The 19,667-nt window shown below is 62.7% G+C and carries 17 protein-coding genes and 1 other RNA gene; 4 read left to right on the forward strand and 14 right to left on the reverse strand.

The features are described from left to right. Positions 1 to 54: 54 nt before the first annotated feature. The 4 genes from recR to ffs all read right to left on the reverse strand — a co-directional run bounded on the left by recR (position 55) and on the right by ffs (position 3,209). Positions 55 to 651: a recombination mediator RecR gene (recR, locus tag PATSB16_RS11770; RefSeq protein WP_047214312.1), complete on the reverse strand. Its 597-nt coding sequence runs from the start codon at positions 649 to 651 to the stop codon at positions 55 to 57. 114 nt (positions 652 to 765) lie between these two features. Next, the gene (locus PATSB16_RS11775; RefSeq protein WP_047214313.1) at positions 766 to 1,092 is read right to left on the reverse strand and encodes a YbaB/EbfC family nucleoid-associated protein; all 327 of its coding nucleotides are present in this window, start codon (positions 1,090 to 1,092) and stop codon (positions 766 to 768) included. Between the two features lie 35 nt (positions 1,093 to 1,127). Next, positions 1,128 to 2,987 carry a DNA polymerase III subunit gamma/tau gene (dnaX, locus tag PATSB16_RS11780; RefSeq protein WP_047216508.1) on the reverse strand — a complete coding sequence of 620 codons (1,860 nt, stop codon included), beginning with the start codon at positions 2,985 to 2,987 and terminating at the stop codon, positions 1,128 to 1,130. 123 nt (positions 2,988 to 3,110) lie between these two features. Next, positions 3,111 to 3,209, reverse strand: an RNA gene (gene ffs, locus PATSB16_RS11785) — signal recognition particle sRNA small type. 292 nt (positions 3,210 to 3,501) lie between these two features. Here ffs and trxA point away from each other — a divergent pair. Both trxA and rho read left to right on the forward strand, forming a co-directional pair. Further along, positions 3,502 to 3,834 (forward strand): thioredoxin TrxA, encoded by a 333-nt coding sequence (gene trxA / locus PATSB16_RS11790; RefSeq protein WP_047214314.1) that lies wholly within the window; start codon positions 3,502 to 3,504, stop codon positions 3,832 to 3,834. Between the two features lie 168 nt (positions 3,835 to 4,002). Continuing rightward, positions 4,003 to 5,265 (forward strand): transcription termination factor Rho, encoded by a 1,263-nt coding sequence (gene rho / locus PATSB16_RS11795; protein WP_047214316.1) that lies wholly within the window; start codon positions 4,003 to 4,005, stop codon positions 5,263 to 5,265. A gap of 78 nt (positions 5,266 to 5,343) precedes the next feature. On the opposite strand, the gene PATSB16_RS11800 is transcribed toward rho, so the two are convergent. After that, a complete protein-coding gene (locus tag PATSB16_RS11800; RefSeq protein ID WP_047214317.1) occupies positions 5,344 to 6,387 on the reverse strand; it encodes a Fe(3+) ABC transporter substrate-binding protein in 1,044 nt (347 codons plus the stop codon). Positions 6,388 to 6,603: 216 nt separating this feature from the next. On the opposite strand from PATSB16_RS11800, the gene PATSB16_RS11805 reads away from it, so the two are divergent. Continuing rightward, positions 6,604 to 7,587 (forward strand): patatin-like phospholipase family protein, encoded by a 984-nt coding sequence (locus tag PATSB16_RS11805; protein WP_418303897.1) that lies wholly within the window; start codon positions 6,604 to 6,606, stop codon positions 7,585 to 7,587. 58 nt (positions 7,588 to 7,645) lie between these two features. On the opposite strand, the gene PATSB16_RS11810 is transcribed toward PATSB16_RS11805, so the two are convergent. The 5 genes from PATSB16_RS11810 to PATSB16_RS11830 all read right to left on the reverse strand — a co-directional run bounded on the left by PATSB16_RS11810 (position 7,646) and on the right by PATSB16_RS11830 (position 14,276). Then, positions 7,646 to 8,239 (reverse strand): C40 family peptidase, encoded by a 594-nt coding sequence (locus PATSB16_RS11810; protein WP_083566879.1) that lies wholly within the window; start codon positions 8,237 to 8,239, stop codon positions 7,646 to 7,648. A 456-nt stretch (positions 8,240 to 8,695) separates the two neighbouring features. Then, entirely contained in the window at positions 8,696 to 10,294 is a 1,599-nt protein-coding gene (locus tag PATSB16_RS11815) for an ABC transporter ATP-binding protein (RefSeq protein ID WP_047214318.1), read from the reverse strand. Further along, positions 10,291 to 11,367 carry an ABC transporter permease gene (locus PATSB16_RS11820; protein ID WP_047214320.1) on the reverse strand — a complete coding sequence of 359 codons (1,077 nt, stop codon included), beginning with the start codon at positions 11,365 to 11,367 and terminating at the stop codon, positions 10,291 to 10,293. The genes PATSB16_RS11815 and PATSB16_RS11820 overlap by 4 nt, the downstream gene beginning before the upstream one ends. 1 nt (position 11,368) lies before the next feature. Further along, positions 11,369 to 12,436: a microcin C ABC transporter permease YejB gene (locus tag PATSB16_RS11825; RefSeq protein ID WP_047214321.1), complete on the reverse strand. Its 1,068-nt coding sequence runs from the start codon at positions 12,434 to 12,436 to the stop codon at positions 11,369 to 11,371. Between the two features lie 13 nt (positions 12,437 to 12,449). After that, positions 12,450 to 14,276: an extracellular solute-binding protein gene (locus PATSB16_RS11830; RefSeq protein ID WP_047214322.1), complete on the reverse strand. Its 1,827-nt coding sequence runs from the start codon at positions 14,274 to 14,276 to the stop codon at positions 12,450 to 12,452. A gap of 180 nt (positions 14,277 to 14,456) precedes the next feature. On the opposite strand from PATSB16_RS11830, the gene fabI reads away from it, so the two are divergent. Then, positions 14,457 to 15,257 (forward strand): enoyl-ACP reductase FabI, encoded by an 801-nt coding sequence (gene fabI, locus PATSB16_RS11835; RefSeq protein ID WP_047214323.1) that lies wholly within the window; start codon positions 14,457 to 14,459, stop codon positions 15,255 to 15,257. An 85-nt stretch (positions 15,258 to 15,342) separates the two neighbouring features. Here fabI and PATSB16_RS11840 read toward each other — a convergent pair whose 3' ends face one another. The 4 genes from PATSB16_RS11840 to PATSB16_RS11855 all read right to left on the reverse strand — a co-directional run bounded on the left by PATSB16_RS11840 (position 15,343) and on the right by PATSB16_RS11855 (position 19,438). Continuing rightward, entirely contained in the window at positions 15,343 to 16,557 is a 1,215-nt protein-coding gene (locus tag PATSB16_RS11840; protein ID WP_156884733.1) for an MFS transporter, read from the reverse strand. Positions 16,558 to 16,667: 110 nt separating this feature from the next. Next, positions 16,668 to 17,885, reverse strand: coding sequence for a DUF3734 domain-containing protein (locus tag PATSB16_RS11845; RefSeq protein WP_083566767.1), 1,218 nt, complete (start codon positions 17,883 to 17,885; stop codon positions 16,668 to 16,670). Positions 17,886 to 17,895: 10 nt separating this feature from the next. Next, positions 17,896 to 18,684: a 3-hydroxybutyrate dehydrogenase gene (locus PATSB16_RS11850; protein ID WP_047214325.1), complete on the reverse strand. Its 789-nt coding sequence runs from the start codon at positions 18,682 to 18,684 to the stop codon at positions 17,896 to 17,898. Positions 18,685 to 18,697: 13 nt separating this feature from the next. Next, the gene (locus PATSB16_RS11855; protein WP_047214326.1) at positions 18,698 to 19,438 is read right to left on the reverse strand and encodes an acetoacetate decarboxylase; all 741 of its coding nucleotides are present in this window, start codon (positions 19,436 to 19,438) and stop codon (positions 18,698 to 18,700) included. Between the last annotated feature and the right edge of the window lie 229 nt (positions 19,439 to 19,667).

The following is a 19,667-nucleotide window of genomic DNA, read 5'->3' on the forward strand; positions in this document are numbered from 1 at the left end:
CGATTAGCGTTTACCTGTGGTCGAGCGCGTTTGCGCGAGTCAGGGCGGCGCCGTTTACAGTGTATGCCGGTCGAGCACTGCGCGGGCGATGGTGCCGGCGTCGACGTATTCCAGCTCGCCGCCGACCGGCACACCGCGCGCCAGGCGGCTCGCCTTGAGGCCGCGGGCCTTGAGCATTTGGGCGAGGTAGTGAGCGGTGGCCTCGCCTTCGTTGGTGAAGTTCGTGGCCAGAATGACTTCCTTGACCACGCCGTCGCTGATGCGCCGGATCAACTGCTCGAAGTGGATCTCCTTGGGCCCGATGCCGTCGAGCGGCGAGAGCCGCCCCATCAGGACGAAGTAGAGCCCGCGGAAGGTCAACGTTTGCTCGACCATCAACTGGTCGGCCGGCGTTTCGACCACACACAGCAGCGAGGGGTCGCGCTCCGGGTCCTGGCAGGTCTCGCAGACTTCGACCTCGGTAAACGTATTACAGCGGGCACAGTGCCGGACTTCGCCGGATGCATGGAGCAATGCCTCGCCCAGCCGCGTGGCCGCGCTGCGGTCGTGCTGCAACAGGTGGTAAGCGATGCGCTGCGCCGATCGCGGGCCGACGCCAGGCAGTGCGCGCAGCGCTTCGATCAATTCCTGGAGACTGGTCAGTGCGGGCATGTTCGCTCGGCTCGCGGCAACGCGGTTCGATGACAGGAAAGGGCCGCCGCTGCGTGGCCCGCAGCGGGGTCGAGCGCGGCAGTCTGCAAAGTCATGATGGCGTGGCTCCGCCCCTCAGAACGGCAGCTTGAAACCCGGCGGCAAAGGCATGCCGGCGGTCATGCCGCCCATCTTTTCCTGGGCGGTGGCCTCGGCCTTGCGGACCGCATCATTGAAGGCGGCGGCCACCAGATCTTCGAGCATGTCCTTGTCGTCGGCCAGCAGGCTCGGATCGATGGAAACGCGGCGCACGTCGTTCTTGCAGGTCATCACGACCTTGACGAGTCCGGCGCCCGACTGTCCCTCGACTTCGATCTGGGCGAGCTCGTCCTGCATCTTCTTCATGTTTTCCTGCATCTGCTGAGCCTGCTTCATCAGGCCCGCGAGTTGTCCTTTCAACATCAATGACTCCTGGCGCTTGGTAGGGTAAAAAAGAATTATTGCACTGGGCGGATCGAACCGGGCACGATTTGAGCACCGAATTCGTTCATCAGCGTCTGGACGAAGGTGTCGTTGCCGATCGCCTGTTCGGCTGCCTGCTGCTGCTGCGCCCGCACTTCGGCCGCCACGGCGGCGGCCGTCGCGTTGACCGCGCCGATTTCGATCGTCAGTTCGACCGGGGTGCCGAAGTGGGCGCCGAGGGCCTCGCGCAGTTTTTCGCTCGGGCCGCTCTCGCCCAACTGCTTGAGCGGCACACGCAGATGAAACCGGCGTCCGCTCACGCTGACCAGCTCGCTTTGCAACGCGAGTTGCTGGGCCAGACCGCGCAACGGCAACTGCGCGGCCAGCGCGGGCCATTCACCAACGAACAGCGGTGCATCGTCGGAGCGAGCCGTTTCGGTCGCCGCGTTTGGCTCGGCGGGTGAACCCGGTTCGCCATGCGCGGCAGCGCTTTCGACCTCGCGCACGGTCGTCGGCGCGGCTGGCGCCATGGCCGGCTCGGGCACCTTGCGCGGCTCGGCGGCCGGCGCGCGGCGCGCCGCCTGCGTGGCGCTGCGCGATGAAGCCTGCAGCGCGGCCAGCGCCGCCTTGGCCGGCGACATGGCCGTGGCCGTCGCGGTCGGTACCGCTGCCGCTTCTGCCTGCGCGGCTGCCGGCGGAGTTGCCGGTGCCGCCGCGGCCGTTGCGGCGGACGAGGCAGCCCGGGGAGCCGTTCGCGCGGCAGCGCCGCCCACCGGTGCGACACCGCCGACGCTGCCCGGCGATGCGCTCAGCAGCGGGCGAAATGCCGCCATGCGCAGCAACGCCATCGAAAATCCGCTGTGTTCGTCCGGCGCCAGCCCGAGCTCGCTACGCGCGCGAGTCACGATTTGATAGTGCAACTGGACTTCTTCGGGCGCGAACAGCTCGGCCAGACGTCGCACGTCGGCGGCCTCCGGCCAGTCGTCGGACACCGCGTCGGGCGCCATTTGCGCCAGCGCGACTTTATGCAGCAGACTGCCCATGTCCTGCAGTGCCGCCGAGAAAGAGAAGCTGCGGCTGGCGAGCTCGTCGGCAAGATCGATCAGGTCTTTGGGCGTGCCGGCGTGCAGGGCGTCGAGAATCCGCACCAGCACGCTCTGGTCGATCGCGCCCAGCATGCCGCGCACGGCTTCTTCGTTGACCGGTCCGGCCGCGTAGGCGATCGCCTGGTCGGTCAGCGACAACGCGTCGCGCATGCTGCCGTTGGCCGCCTTGGCCAACAGCCGCAATGCCTGGTTGTCGAAGGCGATCTGCTCCTCGCCCAGGATATGAGCGAGGTGATCGACGATATGACCCGCCGGCATTTGCTTGAGATTGAACTGCAGACAGCGCGACAGCACCGTGACCGGGATCTTCTGCGGGTCGGTGGTGGCCAGAATGAACTTGACGTGCGCCGGCGGCTCTTCGAGCGTCTTGAGCATCGCGTTGAAGGCGTGGCCGGTCAGCATGTGCACTTCATCGATCATATAGACCTTGAAGCGGGCATCGACGGGCGCGTAGATCGCCTTTTCGAGCAGCGAGGTCATCTCGTCGACCCCGCGATTGGACGCCGCGTCCATCTCGACATAATCGACGAAGCGTCCCGCGTCGATCGCCTGGCAGGCCTTGCAGACCCCGCAAGGCTGAGCGGTGATGCCGGTTTCGCAATTGAGCGCCTTGGCCAGGATGCGCGACAGGGTGGTCTTGCCGACGCCGCGCGTCCCGGTGAAAAGGTACGCGTGGTGCAAGCGCTGCTGCTCGAGCGCGTGCGTGAGGGCCCGCACCACGTGCTCCTGGCCGACCAGCGTCGAGAATCCTTTGGGGCGCCATTTGCGCGCGAGTACTTGATAAGTCATGGCAAAATTGTAACAAATCAGCGCGTGGACAAGTGACCGGATCGCGGTCGGAAGGCACATCGGGCGATGCTGTCGCGACAGGTTCGCAACGATCGTTCGGACAGGCTGGCAGGAAAGGTGGAGGGTGACGAGCCTGACCCTCGGCACTGGCAGAAAACGGCTGTGGCTGCTTCGTTCCCGACCTGACCAGATTGGCCGCGCCGCCATGCGAGGAGGCCCGTCACCGCCGGATTCTACCAGAGCCTGGCTCGCGAGTCTTCAATTGCGCGCGTATTTCGAGATGGCCAGGCCGCGCAGAGCCGACCGATTTCCGCTAAGATTGGCGGAAACTGCGTTGGCAAATCGCTTGATTTCAGCGGCGCAGCCCTAACCTGAAGGCTGGAAGCGCCAATGCCTGTTCTGCCCGGTGCAGTGTGCCGCCGCAGAATCGATATTGCCCAAACCCCTTCTCCCGGCGCGGTCGCTATCCGACGCACCAGGATTTTTCGATTAGTTAGACGAGGCACTTAAAAAAATGAGCGAGCACATCAAACACGTCACCGACGCATCTTTCGATCAGGAAGTCCTGAAGTCGGACAAGCCTGTGTTGCTGGATTTCTGGGCTGAGTGGTGTGGCCCGTGCAAGATGATTGCACCGATTCTGGAAGAGATCGCCGCCGACCCGAATTTTTCCAGCCGTGTGCAGATCGCCAAACTGGACGTCGACAACAACCAGGCCACGCCGCCGAAATTTGGCATCCGAGGCATTCCGACGCTGATCCTGTTCAAGAACGGCGCGGTCGCGGCGCAGAAAGTCGGCGCACTGTCGAAATCGCAACTGACCGCGTTCCTCGACGGCAATCTGTAAGCTGCTGTAGTGCATTTGCCACAGCCGGCATGCGGCGTATCGAGGGCTTCTTGCCGAACGCGCCGCATGCGCTATAATCCGCCTAGACAGATCCTATAAATAGTTCTTCGAGCGTTCGCTCACTTTTTCCCTTGTCCTTCTTGCTCGTCCCTGCGACGGCATCTCCGTATGCATTTATCCGAACTTAAGTCCTTGCATGTCTCCGAGCTCCTCGAAATGGCCAATGGCCTCGAGGTCGAGAACGCGAATCGCATGCGCAAACAGGAATTGATGTTTGCCATTCTGAAGAAGCGCGCCAAGCTGGGAGAAACCATCTTTGGCGATGGTACGCTCGAAGTGTTGCCCGACGGCTTCGGTTTTCTGCGCTCGCCCGAGACCTCCTATCTGGCGAGTCCCGACGACATCTACATCAGTCCGTCACAAATCCGCCGCTTCAATCTGCATACGGGCGACACGATCGAAGGTGAGGTTCGCACCCCCAAGGACGGCGAGCGTTATTTCGCGCTGGTCAAGGTCGACAAGGTCAACATGCACCCGCCTGAGGCCTCGAAACATAAGATCATGTTCGAGAATCTCACGCCGCTGCATCCGAACAAGCCGTTGCTACTCGAGCGCGACATCAAGGGCGAGGAGAACATCACCGGCCGCATCATCGACATGATCGCCCCGATCGGCAAAGGCCAGCGCGGCCTGCTGGTCGCTTCGCCGAAGTCAGGCAAGACCGTCATGCTGCAGCACATCGCGCATGCCATCACCTCGAACCACCCGGACGTCACGCTGTTCGTGCTGTTGATCGACGAACGCCCCGAGGAAGTCACCGAGATGCAGCGCTCGGTGCGCGGCGAAGTCATCGCGTCGACGTTCGACGAGCCCGCCACGCGCCACGTGCAAGTGGCCGAAATGGTGATCGAAAAGGCCAAGCGCCTGGTCGAAATGAAGCAGGACGTGGTGATTCTGCTGGACTCGATCACCCGTCTGGCGCGCGCCTACAACACGGTCATCCCGGCCTCGGGCAAGGTGCTGACCGGCGGTGTCGACTCCAACGCGCTGCAACGGCCCAAGCGCTTCTTCGGCGCGGCGCGTAACGTCGAGGAAGGCGGCTCGCTGACGATCATCGCCACCGCCCTGATCGAAACCGGCAGCCGGATGGACGACGTGATCTATGAAGAGTTCAAGGGCACCGGCAACATGGAAGTCCACCTGGAACGCCGTCTGGCTGAAAAGCGCGTTTATCCGGCCATCAACCTGAACAAATCGGGCACCCGCCGCGAGGAACTGCTGGTCAAGCCGGAAATCCTGCAAAAGATCTGGGTACTGCGCAAGCTCATCTACGACATGGACGAGATCGAGTCGATGGAATTCCTGCTGGGCAAGGTCAAGCAAACCAAGAACAACGCGGAATTCTTCGACATGATGCGACGCGGCGGCTGAGCCTCGCGCACAGCGCGCTGCCGCCCCACAAAACCGGTCTTTGGTCAGACCGGTTTTTTTTACGCCCGTCGAACCCGCTCAGCGATAGCCCACCCGATCGAGAATTCGCTGTGCGGCCGGCACGCCGGCGGCAATCGCGCCGATCGGCACCGTCTCGGCCTTGAAATTGCCCAATGCGGCCAGTGTCGGATTGTCCAACTGCACCGTCTTGACGACTGGCCATTCATTGTTGCCATTGGCGAAATACGCCTGCGCCCGATCGCTGGCCAGATACTCGAGGAATTTGATCGCCGCGGCACGGTGCGGCGCGTGCCGGGCCACGCCGGCGCCCGCGACGTTCAAGTGCGTGCCCTGCCCGTTCTGGTCCGGCCATATGAAGCCGACCCGCGACATCAACGCCCGATCCTGCGGTCGCGGCGAGCGCGCCAGGCGCACATAATAATAAGAGTTGGTCAGTGCCGCGCCGCACTCGCCGCTGGCGACCGCCTTGATCTGATCGGTATCGCCTCCACGAGGCGGGCGCGCAGCGTTGGCCACCATGCCGCGCGCCCACGCCTCGGTGGCCGCCTCGCCATTGCGCGCGATGAGCGCGCTGACCAGCGACAACATGTACGGATGCGCCCCCGAGCGGGTGCAGACCTTGCCGCGGTTTTTCGGATTGGCCAGCGACGCATAGGTGGCGACGTCCTTCGGCCTGATGGTGTCCTTGTTGTAGACAATCACGCGCGCGCGCGTGGAAAACCCGAACCATTCGACGCCTTGCGAGCTATCGCCCGCATGCCACTTGGCGGGAATCCGCTGGGCCAGCACCGGCGATTTGATTGGCTGAAACAGCCCGGCACGCTGGGCGGCGGCCAGACGAGCCGCATCGACCATCAGGATCACGTCCGCGGGACTGCGTTGCCCCTCGCTTCTCAAGCGCTCGAAAATCGCATTGTCGTCAGCTTCGATGCGGTTTATTTTGATGCCGGTTTCCGCCGTGAAATCGCGGTAGAGGGCTTCATCGGCCTGATAATGCCGGGCCGAATAGAGGTTCAGCACGCGATCCTGCGCGTGAACGTTGGCGGCACACACAATCGCGGCCAACAGCGGAGCGCCCAGCCTGAGAAACAGTCCATTCATCAATGCATCCTCGCATATTGGTGTAAGGGGGCCTCAACTTGCCAGGACAGCTTAGGGATATCAGGGAAAGTTGTAAATAATTCTCATTAATTATAAGAATAGCGGAAATGATTCACGCGACTCATCCGAGCAGAAGTCGCTCAATCCTCGTAGAATTGCGCAGCGCATTCGTTGGAGCCCGGTTTGTCACCCGCAACATTTTTTACCCGCAGACCCATACCTCGCGGGATTTCCCGTTCTTTGCCAGTCGTTCTCGCGTGCCTGTTGAGCGCCTGCGCAAGCCCTCCCCGCCCGACGATCGCACCACGGCCGCTGGCGCAGCACGTCCAGCCCGCCTCGCCTGCCGGCATACCACCTGCCACGCCACGCCATCTGAAAATCGGCTTGGCATTGGGCGGTGGCGCGGCGCGGGGCTTCGCGCACATCGGCGTCATCAAGGCGCTGGAGGCGCGCGGCATTCATCCGGATCTGATCGTGGGCACCAGCGCCGGCAGCGTGGTCGGCGCGCTATACGCATCGGGCTTGACCGGTCTTCAACTCAACCGCATCGCGATTTCGATGGACGAGGCCGCGATCAGCGACTGGGCATTGCCGTTTCGCTCTCGCGGCATGCTGCGCGGCGTGGCCCTGCAGGACTATGTCAATCATCTGCTGCACAATCGCCCGATCGAGCGCATGCCGATACCGCTGGGCATCGTGGCCACGGACCTGCAGACCGGTCAGCCGATTCTATTCCGGCGCGGCAACACGGGCATGGCGGTGCGCGCCTCGAGCAGCGTGCCGACGCTTTTCGAGCCGGTTCGCATCGCCGGGCACGATTACGTCGATGGCGGTCTGGTGGCACCGGTGCCGGCCGAATACGCTCGTCGCATGGGCGCTGATTTCGTGATCGCCGTGGATATCTCCGCTCAGCCAACGGCCCAGGCGACCGGCAACTCGCTCGACGTGCTGTTGCAGACCTTCGCGATCATGGGGCAATCGATCAAGCAATACGAACTCACTCAAAATGCCGACGTCGTCATTCGCCCCGCGCTGGCGTCGATGCGGGCCGACGATTTCCACGCCCGCAATCAGGCGATCCTGGCCGGCGAGGCGGCAGTCGCCCGCGATTGGCCCGAGATCGAGCGCAAACTGGCAAGTGCGCAACAGACCCTGAATGTGGCCGCAACCCGGGACAATCGCGCGGTCCGGTCCCAATAAACAAAAACCTCGCCGCAAGCGGCGAGGTTTTTTGGATGGCCCGGATCGACGGGCCCGCTTACATCGGCGGGTTGTGCTTGAACAGTTCCTGCACACGCTTCAGATCCGGCGGCGTGACATCCGCCTTGGTGTTGAGCATGCGCACCCGGCGCGCACCTTCGAAGCGTCGCAACCAATAGGCCTGATGCAAATCGTCGATGCGAATTTCTCCGCCGGTGGCGGGCGAATGCACGAATTTGTTGTCGCCGATGTAGATACCGACGTGAGAGACCTGGCGCCGGCGGGTCGTATCGAAAAACACCAGATCGCCGGGCTTGAGGTCGTTCGACGCGACACGCTGACCGACACGACTCATCTCGACCGCGCGACGAGGCAGCAGAAAACCCAGCGTGTCCTGGAATACGTAACGCACGAAGCCGCTGCAGTCGAGCCCGCTATCGGGCGTATTGCCGCCCCATTTGTAGCGCACCCCGATCATGTTCAACGCCCCGAGGACAACCTCGCTGGCTTTATCGGCAACATTCGAGAGGAATTTGCGGGCCGGCTTCGGCGCGTCAGCCACTTGACTGGCCTGACCAGATGGCGTTTGCGATGCGGTAGCATCCTGCGCGTTCAGCGCCTTCAGAATTTTTGCAATCTGAGCGGACTGCATCGTCGCACCCGATTGACTCGACGCTGCGCCGGCCACGTCGCCCTGCGACGCCTGAAAGGACTGGCTGACATTGTTCGAGGCCTGCGCGATTGCGGCGTTGGCCACGCCGTTGATCGAAGACGGCGATGCGCTTAGCGTCGGCGCATCGACATGGTCTTTCAACAACGGACTGGAATTGTAGGGGTCGTCGGCATGAGCGACCATCGATCCGGCGAACAGGCCTGCAGCGAAAAGGACAGAAAATATGGACCTGACGGTACGCTGGAGGGATGTCTGCATTGGTCTCAATGGGCCGATAGATGCTTATGAAAAAATCGCTTAATGGTACGCGATAGTAATGTGAAGCTTGAGTGAAGTCAAAAGGCAATAGGAAAAATCAATTATTTCGACAAATCATTTCAAATCATCAATATACAACACGCGATTTCGCCGACGTTAAAAGACGTTGGCCGACGTTCAAAGCATCGCAGCAGCAAGTAATTCTCTTGTGTAGGGATGCTGTGGCGCAAACAAAACCGCCTCGGTATCCCCCGCCTCGACCATTTCCCCGTCCTTGAACACCATCACGCGGTGCGCCATCGCCCGCATTACCGCCAGATCGTGGCTGATGAACAGGTAACTCAAGTTGTACTTCTGTTGCAATTGCGCCAACAAATGCAACACCTGCTGCTGGATCGACACATCCAGAGCGCTGGTCGGTTCGTCCAGCACCAAAATCTGCGGCTCGACGATCAGCGCGCGGGCAATCGCGATACGCTGCCGCTGCCCGCCCGAAAATTCATGCGGATAGCGCTGCAAAGCCGTGCGGTCCATGCCGACCTCGCGCAGCATGCGAATAATCCGCTCACGCCGCTCCGCCGCTCCCAGATCCGGCCGATGCAACGCCAGGCCCTCACCCACGATCCGCTCGACAGTCATCCGCGGCGACAACGAACCGTAAGGGTCCTGGAACACAACCTGCATGCGCGAGCGCAAAATCCGCCGTTCGGCCCCGCGATAGGCGCCGAGCGCCTTGCCGCGAAACTCGATGCTGCTGCCCGCCGCGGCGCGCTGCAAACCCAACAGCGCCATCGCCAAGGTCGTTTTGCCCGAGCCCGATTCACCGACCACGCCCAGGGTCTCGCCCTGCCGCAAAGCCACGTCTACTGGTTTAACGGCACGAAACCGGCCAGACTTTAGCCATCCCTGCCACCCTGGCAATGTTTGCCGATAGTCGACCGCCAGTTGCCGGGCTTCGAGCAGCACCGGCGCGATCGGCACGACCGGCAATACCTCGCGTCGCGGCTGGCTGTTGAGCAGGCGCTGCGTGTACGGATGCTGAGGGTCACGAAACAGCGCCTCGGTCGGCCCGCATTCGACCAGCACGCCCTTCTCCATCACGGCGACCCGATCGGCGAAACGGCGCACCAGATTCAGGTCGTGCGTGATCAGCAGCACGGCCATGCCGCGTTTGCGTGCCTCCTCTTCCTGCAGCTCGAGCAGCAGCGCCATGATCTGCGCCCGGATCGTCACGTCCAGCGCCGTCGTCGGCTCGTCGGCCAACAGCAACTTGGGCCGGCAGGCCAGCGCCATGGCGATCATGGCGCGCTGGCGCTGCCCGCCCGAGAGCACGTGCGGGTAGTCGTCGACGCGCCGCTGCGGCTCGGCAATGCCGGTGCGGCGCAACAGCTCGATCGCCCGGGCGCGCGCAGGCGCCGGCGCCAGTCCTTCGTGCAGCTGCAGCGATTCGGCGATCTGGTTGCCGATCGTGTAAAGCGGGTTGAGCGCGGTCATCGGCTCCTGGAAAATCATCGCGATATCGTTGCCGCGCAGCGCGCGCATCTCGCGCTCGGACTTGCTGCCCAGGTCCTGCCCGTCGAATTCGATACGGCCGTCGACGTGCGCGTCCTGCAGCAGGCGCAGGATCGCCAGCGCCGTGACGCTCTTGCCCGAGCCCGATTCGCCGACCAGCGCGATCCGCTCGCCGCGCGCGATCGACAAATTGACCTCGCGCACCGCCTCGGTCTGGCCGAAGCGCACCGACAGGTTTTCAAGCACCAGCAGCGCGTCGCTCATAGCACGTTGCCTCCCGCGGCCTGGCGGTCGGCAATGCGCGTATCGAGCGCGTTGCGCAGCGCATCGCCCATGAAGGTGAGCAACAGCAGCGTGAGCACGAGCACCGCGAAGGTCGACACGGAAATCCACCAGGCATCGAGATTCTCCTTGCCCTGCGCCAGCAACTCTCCCAGGCTCGGGGTGGGCGGCGGCACTCCCAGGCCAAGAAAGTCCAGGCTGGTGAGCGCGAGGATCGCACCGCTCATGCGAAACGGCAGAAAGGTAATGACCGGCGTCAGGCTGTTGGGCAGCACATGGCGCCAGATGATCTGCCAGTTCGACAGACCCATGGCGCGCGCGGCCCGCACGTAGTCCTGCGAGCGATTGCGATAAAACTCCGCGCGCACGTAGTCCGATAACCCCATCCATCCGAACAGCGAGAGCAGGATGAACAGCAGCCACAGGCTGGGCTCGAAAATCGAGGCGAAAATGATCAGCAGGTAGAGTTCCGGCAGCGAGCCCCAGATTTCGATCAGCCGCTGGCTGAACAGGTCGATCCGGCCGCCAAAGAAGCCCTGCACGGCGCCGGCGACAACCCCCAGCGCGGTGCCGGCCACCGTCAGCGCCAGACCGAACAGCACCGAGATCCGAAAGCCATACAGCAGGCGGGAAAATACGTCACGCCCCCGGTCATCGGTGCCCAGCCAGTTCTCGGCCGACGGCGGCGCAGGATTGGGCTTTGCGGCGAAATAGTTGATCGTGTCGTAGTGGTAGTGATTCGGCGCATAGACGACGAAGTTGCCGTGCTCGCGCAGCTTGTGCTGTATATACGGGTCGAGATAGTCCGCCGGGGTATGAAAGTCGCCTCCGAAAGTGGTTTCCGGGTAAGTCTTGAACAGCGGAAAATAATAGTGGCCGTCGTAGCGCACGATCCAAGGCTTGTCATTGGCGATCAGGTTGGCGCACAGGCTCAGACCGAACAGCGTCAAAAATACCAGCAGACTCCAATAGCCCAGCCGGTTGCGCTTGAACCGGCGCCAAACGCGCCGGCCGGGTGACGGCGATGTGCCGCCCGGGCAGAGGACACGATTCAAGTCATCGCTCCAGACGTTCGAATTGAATGCGCGGATCGACCAGCACGTAGCACAGATCGGATATCAGCTTGGTCACCAGGCCGATCAGCGTGAACAGGTATAGGGTGCCCAGCACCACCGGGTAATCGCGCCGCAACACCGAATCGTAGGAGAGCAGGCCCAGCCCGTCGAGCGAAAACAGCGTCTCGATCAGCAGGCTGCTGGTGAAGAAAGCGCCGATGAAGGCCGACGGAAAACCGGTGACCAGCGGAATCATCGCATTGCGGAAAACGTGCTTCCACAACACGCGCCGCTCCGGCAGGCCTTTGGCGCGCGCGGTCAGCACGTATTGCTTGCGGATCTCGTCGAGAAAGGCGTTTTTGGTCAGCATGGTGGTCACGGCGAAACTGCCGATCACCGACGCGGTGACCGGCAGCACCATATGCCACAAATAATCGAGCACCTTGCCGACCAGACTGAGCTGATCCCAGTCGTCCGAGGTGAGGCCGCGCAGCGGAAACAGTTGCCAGAATGTGCCGCCGCCGAAAAGCACCAGCAGCAACACTCCCAGCACGAAGCCCGGGATCGCATAGCCGGTCAGCACCAGCAGGCTGGTGGCGAAGTCGAAACGGGACCCAGCGCGTACCGCCTTGGCGATGCCCAGCGGCACCGATATCAGATAGGTCAGAAAGAACGTCCATAGGCCGAGGCTGATCGAGACCGGCAGTTTCGATTTGATCAGCGACCACACGCTCTGGTGCTGATAATAGCTCTGCCCCAGATCGAAGCGCGCGAAGCGCTTGAGCATCAGCCAGTAGCGCTGCAGCGGCGGCTTGTCGAAACCGTACAGCGCCCTGATTTGCGCAATTTGCTGCGGATCGACGCCACGCCGCCCGCGGTAATCGCTGCCGGCGCCGCTGGCCTCCATCCCCTGCACGCCAACGCCGCCGCCACCGCGCCCCTTGAGCTGCAACATCAGTTGCTCGACCGGGCCGCCGGGAACGAACTGAATCACGACGAAGGTCAGCGTCAGCACGCCGAGCAATGTCGGAATCATCATCAGGATGCGTTTCAGAATGTATGGCCACATGCCTTTGCCCCGCTCATTTCGCTTTGTCCCACCATGTGCTCACCACCCAACCCTCGGCCGTATAGTACTTGGGCAACACAGCCGGATGGGCAAGCGTGCTGCGATACGCGATGCGATGCGTCGCGCTGTACCAGTGCGGCACCACGTAATAGCCATGCATCAACACGCGATCGAGCGCATGCGCACTGGTCAGCAGCGCCTCGCGGGTGCGCGCCCGCACGAGGTCGCCGATCAGCGTATCGACCGCGGGCGACTTGAGCCCCAGCAGATTGTCCGAGCCCTTGACGTCAGCCGCCTTGCTGCCGAAGCGATCGAACAGTTCATTGCCCGGGTTTTGAGAATCGGGATAGCGCATGGTCGTCATGTCGAAATCAAAATCCTCCAGGCGCTTCTGGTACAGCACGAAATCGGTCGTGCGCTGGCTCACCCGGATGCCCAGCTTGGCCAGATTGCGCACATAGATGGCAATCACCGGGCCCAGGGCCCCGCCGTTGTCCTCGAGCATCTCGAAGGTGAAAGGCTCGCCGCGGGCGTTGCGCAGTGCGCCATCGCGGTACACCCACCCCGCCTGCGCGAGCAATGCGCGCGCCTGCAGCAGATTGCCGCGCAGGCTGTGCGGTGGCGTGGTTACCGGTTGCACCGTCATGGGCCCGAATACCGCCGGGTCGAGCTCGCCGCGCAGCGGCTCGAGCAGCGCGAGCTCGGCCGGGCTCGGCATGCCGGTAGCCGCCAAATCGCTGTTGGCGAAATAACTGTCGATGCGATGATACTGGCTGTAAAAAAGCTCGCGGTTGAGCCACTGGAAGTCCAGCGCCAAATCAAGCGCATGACGCACCCGCACGTCCTGAAACAGCGGTCGGCGCAGGTTCATGATGAAACCCTGCATGCCGGCAGCGTTGTGATGCGGGAATTCGCGCTTGATCAGCTCGCCGTCGCGAAACTTCTTGCCGACGTAGCTGCGCGCCCAGTTGCGCGCGCGGTACTCGACGATGACGTCGAAATCGCCCGCCTTGAAGGCCTCGAGCCGCGCGGTGTCGTCGCTATAGAGCTTGTAGACGATGTGCCTGAAATTGAACATGCCGCGCCGCACCGGCAAGTCATTGCCCCAATAGGCTGGATTGCGCCGAAAAGTGATGCGGCGCCCAGGCTCGTAGTGTTCGATCAAATACGGCCCGCTGCCGATCGGCGTGTCGAACGCCAATTGGTCGAACGGCTTGCGCTTGCCGTCGGGCCCCATGCCCCACTTCGGCGAGAAGATCGGCAATTGCCCGATGATCAGGGGCAGCTCGCTGTTCTTCCGGGTGAAGTCGAAGCGCACGGTCAATGGACCGAGCACCACCGCGCGCGACACGTCCGCCCAATACGAGCGGAAGCCGGGCGAGGCCTGCGAACTCATCAGCGTGTCGAACGAGTATTTCACGTCGTTCGCGGTAACCGGGTCGCCGTTGGAAAAGCGTGCCTTCGGGTTGATGTGAAACGTTACCGACAGACCGTCCGGCGCCACCGCGATGTCGTCGGCCAGCAAACCATAGGCCGAGGAGATTTCGTCGGCACTGCCGGTCGTCAGCGTCTCGAACATCAGCGAAGAAATTCCGGGGGCGGCGGTGCCGCGCAGCGTGAATGGATTGAACTTGTCGAAGCTGGTGCGGCGATCCGGATTGGCAAGCACCAGCGTGCCGCGCCTGGGCGCGTTGGGATTGACGTAGTCGAAATGCGTGAAACCGGGCGGATATTTGGGTTCGCCATATTGGGCGATGGCGTACTTCGCCTGCACAGCCGGCATGCAGATGACGAAAGCCGCCAGCGAAGCTAGACTTCGAAATGCAATGCCTTCCTTCATGCGTCTCCTGGTCTCGGGGGCGCGGGTACCAGGATACGGGCCTGATCCCGCCAGACGGAACGTCAGAGCATTGTACCGAAAAGCACCTGCGCCGCCGAATCGCCAGACTCGTTGTTTTCCGGCGTCTTGTGAGACAATGCGCGCCATCCAGCTTGCGCAGATATTTATTCCGGAGTTCCCATGACCTTTCTAGCCGGCAAACGCATTCTCATCACCGGATTGCTGTCCAACCGTTCCATCGCCTACGGCATCGCCCAGGCATGCAAGCGCGAAGGCGCCGAACTGGCATTTACCTATGTGGGCGAGCGCTTCAAGGAACGCATCGACGCTTTTGCCCAGGAGTTCGGCAGCGATCTGGTATTCGAATGCGACGTCTCCAGCGACGAGCAAATCTCTGCGTTATTCGAACAGCTGGGCAAGCGCTGGGACAAATTCGACGGACTGGTGCATTCGATCGGCTTCGCACCTCGCGAGGCGATTTCCGGCGATTTTCTCGACGGCTTCTCGCGCGAGGCGTTTCGCATCGCCCACGATATTTCCGCCTACAGCTTCCCCGCGCTGGCCAAGGCCGCCCTGCCGTTGCTCTCGGAGCGCGCGGCGCTGCTCACGCTGACCTACCTGGGAGCCGAGCGCGCCATTCCCAACTACAACACCATGGGTCTGGCCAAGGCGTCGCTCGAAGCCAGCGTGCGTTATCTGGCTACCTCGCTCGGCCCGCGCGGCATCCGCGTCAACGGCGTGTCGGCCGGACCGATCAAAACGCTGGCCGCGAGCGGCATCAAGAGCTTCGGCAAGATCCTCGATTTCGTCGAGCAAAACGCTCCGCTGCGCCGCAATGTCACCATCGAGGACGTCGGCAACGTCTCGGCCTTCCTGCTGTCGGACCTGGCCGGCGGCGTGACCGGTGAAATCACTTACGTCGACGGCGGCTTCAACACCGTGGTGGGCGGCATGGGCGATCCGACGGCCGCTGGCGCCTGACGTTTGACCCAGGCCGGTCTCGGCCCCGCAAAGAAACGGACGTGACATCGCATCACGTCCGTTTTTTTTGACACTCGCGCGGCGTTCAGCCACTCGCCTTGACGGCGAAAGCCTGGCTCTCGTCGGATGATTTGAAACTCAGCGCGGCGCCGCTCAGGCACAGCACCGCCAGCAACGCCGATACACTCAGCGCCTGCGCACCGAAAGCCAGATAGGCGGATTTGGCGAGCTCGATCGCGCCGACCGATACGATGATCATGATCATGCTGAGCATGCCGGCCACCGTAGCGCGATTGGCGCCATCCACGGCAAACAGCGTCTGCCGATACACGACGCCATAGAAGAGCCCCATGCCGAGCGCGCAGAATGCGGTGCCGGCCATCAGTGCCAGGTAGCCGCTGGCTACCATTGCGACGCCCACGCAGGACACCGCCGCGCCGCACAGCATGCAGGCAATGCCGCTCCACATCAGCCTCGCGTAGCTCCAGCGCCCCACTTGCCGCGCCAGGATCACGTTGCCGGCGATCAGTGCGGCAAATACCGGCAGTTGCAGCACGCCATAGTCGATCTGACTCAATCCCGCCCGCTCGATCAGCACGATCGGGCCGACCGCGATCCAGGTCAGCAACGGCGTGACCGCAAGCCCTGTCATTACCGCGCCGGTCCAGAAACGCCGGCTCGCCAGCGGCACCCGATAGGCCCGCCACAACCCGCGCGGCGTCAGCTCGCCGGGCGCTGTGCGTTCCAGCTCGGGCATGCTGCGGTACAGGCCGGCGAAAGCGATCACGCCAATCGCCGCGATCAGCAGAAACACCACACGCCAAGGCCACCACGTCACGACCGCGGCGCCGGCCAGCGGCCCGAACAGCGGCGAGAGCAGCGACACATTGGCCATCAAGGCCACGATGCGCACGGCCGTCTTCTCATCGAAGGCTTCCTGCACCGTCGGATAGCCCACGGTCAGTACGAAACAGCAGCCCATGCCCTGGATGAAACGCAGCCCGATGAATTGCCCGATCGACTGCACCGGCCACATGGCCAGGCACGCCAGCACGAAAAGGACCAGCCCCGCCAACAACACCGGGCGGCGCCCATAGCGGTCGGACAGCGGCCCCAGCAGCCATTGCAGACTGGCATTGCCCAGCATCGCCGCGGTCAGCGCCAGCGACGTCATCTCGGGCGCGGCGCCAAACTCCCTCAGAACATTCGGCATCCCCGGCATGATCATGTCGTTCGAGACATAAACGGCAAACTCGAACAGCACCAGCGACAACGGAAACATCACGCGTGAAACCGACACCTTTGAAAACTCCAAAAAAACGAGACCGTCTCGCGACGGTCGAGAAGCTTGCTGTCCGAGGAGGCCGCGCCGGACCGGCCCCAGCCAGCCTGCGGCCGGGGCGCGCAGCGCTATTTGCGGTGAATGTCGTGCGTGACGAGCGGCTGATCCGCCGAGGGCATATCCAGCCAGCCCGGGCGCTGCAGGCTGTGCTGGATATCGGCAAGCCCGCTGCGCCAGTGATCCCGCATGGTCAACGCACCGAACTGGTAATCCTTGCAGTCGCCTTCACAGCCCTTGCCCTGGTAAATCAGGTGAATCACATTGAACAGGCGGTCGCATGACGCTTCCTCAGCGCGCCGGTACCATGGGTTGCTTTTGCGCTCGGCTTCGGGCACCAGCTCCATGAGCTCGCGCAGCAGGTGGCGATATTCCTGCATGCCCGACATGAATTCGGTGATCGTGCGCGTCCGGCTGGAAAACTGGATATCCTTTTGCCGCAGCGCCACCGATGGCAAGTCGGTCGGCAGGGCCCCTCGGGCGCTCCACAGGTCGACCTGGAAAATCAGGGCGTTCTTGCGCGGCTCGGCAGTCAGCACCTGCTGCAGCGGCGTATTCGACACGATACCGCCATCCCAGTAGTATTCGCCGTCGATCTCGACAGCCGGAAAGCCCGGCGGCAACGCACCCGATGCCATGAAATGCTCGGCGCGCAAGCGCTCCTTGGTGTTGTCGAAATAGACGAAATTGCCGGTGCGCACGTTGACTGCGCCCACCGACACGCGCATCTGCCGTGCGTCGTTGAGCCGATCGAAGTCGACCAGTGCCTCGAGCGTGCTCTTGAGCGGCGTCGTGTCGTAAAAGCTCACCTTGTCCGGGGTCGAGGGCCCCACGGCCGTCGCGGGATTGCGGGGCACGAAGAAACCCTTCTGTCCTTCGGTGAGCGCCCGCCAGGCCTCGAAGCCGTTGAGCAGCGTCAGCCATGCCTCCGGCCAATGCTGCGTGGTCTGCAGGTTGCTCCAGGGACTGGGCGGGAGGTACGGCGGCTGGCAGATGGTCTGCCAGAACTCCTTCAACCGTTCGACACGCTTGCCGGGCGGGTTGCCCGCAATGATCGCGGTATTGAGGGCCCCGATGGAAATGCCGGCCACCCAGTTCGGGTGGACGTCGGCCTCGGCCAGGCCCTCATACACGCCAGCCTGATATGAGCCAAGCGCTCCGCCGCCCTGCAACACCAGCGCGACCACCTGATAGCGATGATCGACCGGCAGACGCGGGCTGGAATGATATGCCTCGGCGCCTGCGCCGCCGGTGCCGTTGCCGTTACTGTGAAGCTTGCGTGCCGCCATACCCGCTCCTTTACTGCATGAACCAACCGTGACTGACGACGAACGACTGCCCGGTGAGGGCGGCTGACGGGAATGCCGCCAAAAAGAGTGCCGTTTGCGCCACGTCGTCGACGGTCGTGAATACGCCGTCGACCGTACCTCCCAGCATCACCTTCTTGATGACTTCTTCCTCGCTGATGCCCAGCTCCTTGGCCTGTTCGGGAATCTGCTTGTCGACCAGTGGCGTGCGCACGAACCCTGGGCAGATCACATGCGAACGGACATTGTGCGCGGCACCCTCTTTGGCCAGTACGCGGGCCAATCCGAGCAGGCCGTGCTTGGCCGTGACATAGGCCGACTTCAGCGGCGAGGCCTCGTGCGAATGGACCGACCCGGTATAGATCACCGTGCCGCCGCGGTCATCTTTGTACATATAAGGCAGCGCGGCCTTGGTGGTCAGAAATGCACCGTCCAGATGAATCGCCAGCATTTTCTTCCAGTCGGCAAAGCTGTAATTGACGATCGGATTGACGATCTGGATGCCGGCGTTGGAAATCAGGATATCCAGTTGGCCGAACTCATCGACGACCGCCTTGGTGCCGGCATTGACGGCGTCCTCGTCGGTGACATCCATCGCTACGCCCAGGGCCTTGCCGCCGGCAGCCTTGATTTCGTCGGCCGCCTTTTGCGCGGCTGCCAGGTTGATGTCGGCAATGGCGACCGCCGCGCCGGCCTTGGCGTACACCAGCGCGATTTCCTTGCCGATCCCGCTCGCGGCGCCAGTGATGAGTGCGACCTTTCCGTTCAACTGCATGGACATAATTCTTCTCCTATCAGGCCAAATAATCGAAAACGACTTCCCCCAGTCCCAAGGTCAGGTCGGCCACCAGATGCTTGGCCCCGACCACCTCGAGAACCGGCAAATCCGCCACCGGCGCCAGCGCATGCGGAAACAGCGACAATGCCGCAGGCCCGGTCCACGCGCCTTTGACAGTGACGTCCTGCAAGTAATAGCGCACCAGCTCGCAAATTCGCGCGGTGCCGTCGACGTGCGGAATGATCTTCAACAGGAAGTTCGGCGTGTCGATCAATCCTCGCGCGACCTCCGATGCATCGAGCGTCCTGTGCTTGTAGCCCATTGTAGCGGTGGCCACCCGCACCGGCCCATAATCGAGCTCGCCGACCAGCGTATCGATCTCCACTTTCAATTCGGGACGCGCCAGCTTCTTCGGAAAACCCCAGAGTTCCCGCCCGCCGGCAATCGGTGGATGATCGTTCAAATACATCGCGTGCGTATAGCTGCCGGCCACGCCGTCCAGGGTCACCGGAATCACCTGCCCGCTCTCGGTGTAATCGCCGAAGCCCGTCGAGTCGGGCATCCGAATGAACTCGTAATGCACCAGCGGCTCGCCAATCTCCAACGGCTCGGGCACCACGGCTCGCAGCTTTTCCGGATCGGTGCGGTAAGTAACGATGAAAAACTCCCGATCGATGAAGCGATAAGGCCCGACCGGAAAGGCCGGACTGGTGAACGGCATCGCGAAAGCATGCTCGCGAATGGTGCGGATGTCCATAAACGACGGTTCTCCCTCGTGGGTGAGACAAGCATTGTCCGCTTTTGCGGCAATGCGCGTGATTGCACCGGTACAACGCCCCCTGCGACATTGCGCCGCATGGCGATGTTCAGATGGAAAACGACCGTCGAAGTTCAGTCGCGTAGACACCGGCGCCAAGGCACCCGGCGCCGCCGCAGCGTATTCGGCAACGTTAAATTTTATTAAGCACGCCGAATGGACGGAAACT

It is taken from the genome of Pandoraea thiooxydans, from assembly GCF_001931675.1.
GTDB classification, from domain to species: domain Bacteria; phylum Pseudomonadota; class Gammaproteobacteria; order Burkholderiales; family Burkholderiaceae; genus Pandoraea; species Pandoraea thiooxydans.

Bases quoted from the DNA above. Each gene is read 5' to 3' on its own strand.
- recR (WP_047214312.1), bottom strand. From the start codon at position 651: ATGCCCGCACTGACCAGTCTCCAGGAATTGATCGAAGCGCTGCGCGCA.
- PATSB16_RS11775 (WP_047214313.1), bottom strand. From the start codon at position 1,092: ATGTTGAAAGGACAACTCGCGGGCCTGATGAAGCAGGCTCAGCAGATG.
- dnaX (WP_047216508.1), bottom strand. From the start codon at position 2,987: ATGACTTATCAAGTACTCGCGCGCAAATGGCGCCCCAAAGGATTCTCG.
- trxA (WP_047214314.1), top strand. From the start codon at position 3,502: ATGAGCGAGCACATCAAACACGTCACCGACGCATCTTTCGATCAGGAA.
- rho (WP_047214316.1), top strand. From the start codon at position 4,003: ATGCATTTATCCGAACTTAAGTCCTTGCATGTCTCCGAGCTCCTCGAA.
- PATSB16_RS11800 (WP_047214317.1), bottom strand. From the start codon at position 6,387: ATGAATGGACTGTTTCTCAGGCTGGGCGCTCCGCTGTTGGCCGCGATT.
- PATSB16_RS11810 (WP_083566879.1), bottom strand. From the start codon at position 8,239: ATGCAGTCCGCTCAGATTGCAAAAATTCTGAAGGCGCTGAACGCGCAG.
- PATSB16_RS11815 (WP_047214318.1), bottom strand. From the start codon at position 10,294: ATGAGCGACGCGCTGCTGGTGCTTGAAAACCTGTCGGTGCGCTTCGGC.
- PATSB16_RS11825 (WP_047214321.1), bottom strand. From the start codon at position 12,436: ATGTGGCCATACATTCTGAAACGCATCCTGATGATGATTCCGACATTG.
- PATSB16_RS11830 (WP_047214322.1), bottom strand. From the start codon at position 14,276: ATGAAGGAAGGCATTGCATTTCGAAGTCTAGCTTCGCTGGCGGCTTTC.
- fabI (WP_047214323.1), top strand. From the start codon at position 14,457: ATGACCTTTCTAGCCGGCAAACGCATTCTCATCACCGGATTGCTGTCC.
- PATSB16_RS11845 (WP_083566767.1), bottom strand. From the start codon at position 17,885: ATGGCGGCACGCAAGCTTCACAGTAACGGCAACGGCACCGGCGGCGCA.
- PATSB16_RS11850 (WP_047214325.1), bottom strand. From the start codon at position 18,684: ATGTCCATGCAGTTGAACGGAAAGGTCGCACTCATCACTGGCGCCGCG.
- PATSB16_RS11855 (WP_047214326.1), bottom strand. From the start codon at position 19,438: ATGGACATCCGCACCATTCGCGAGCATGCTTTCGCGATGCCGTTCACC.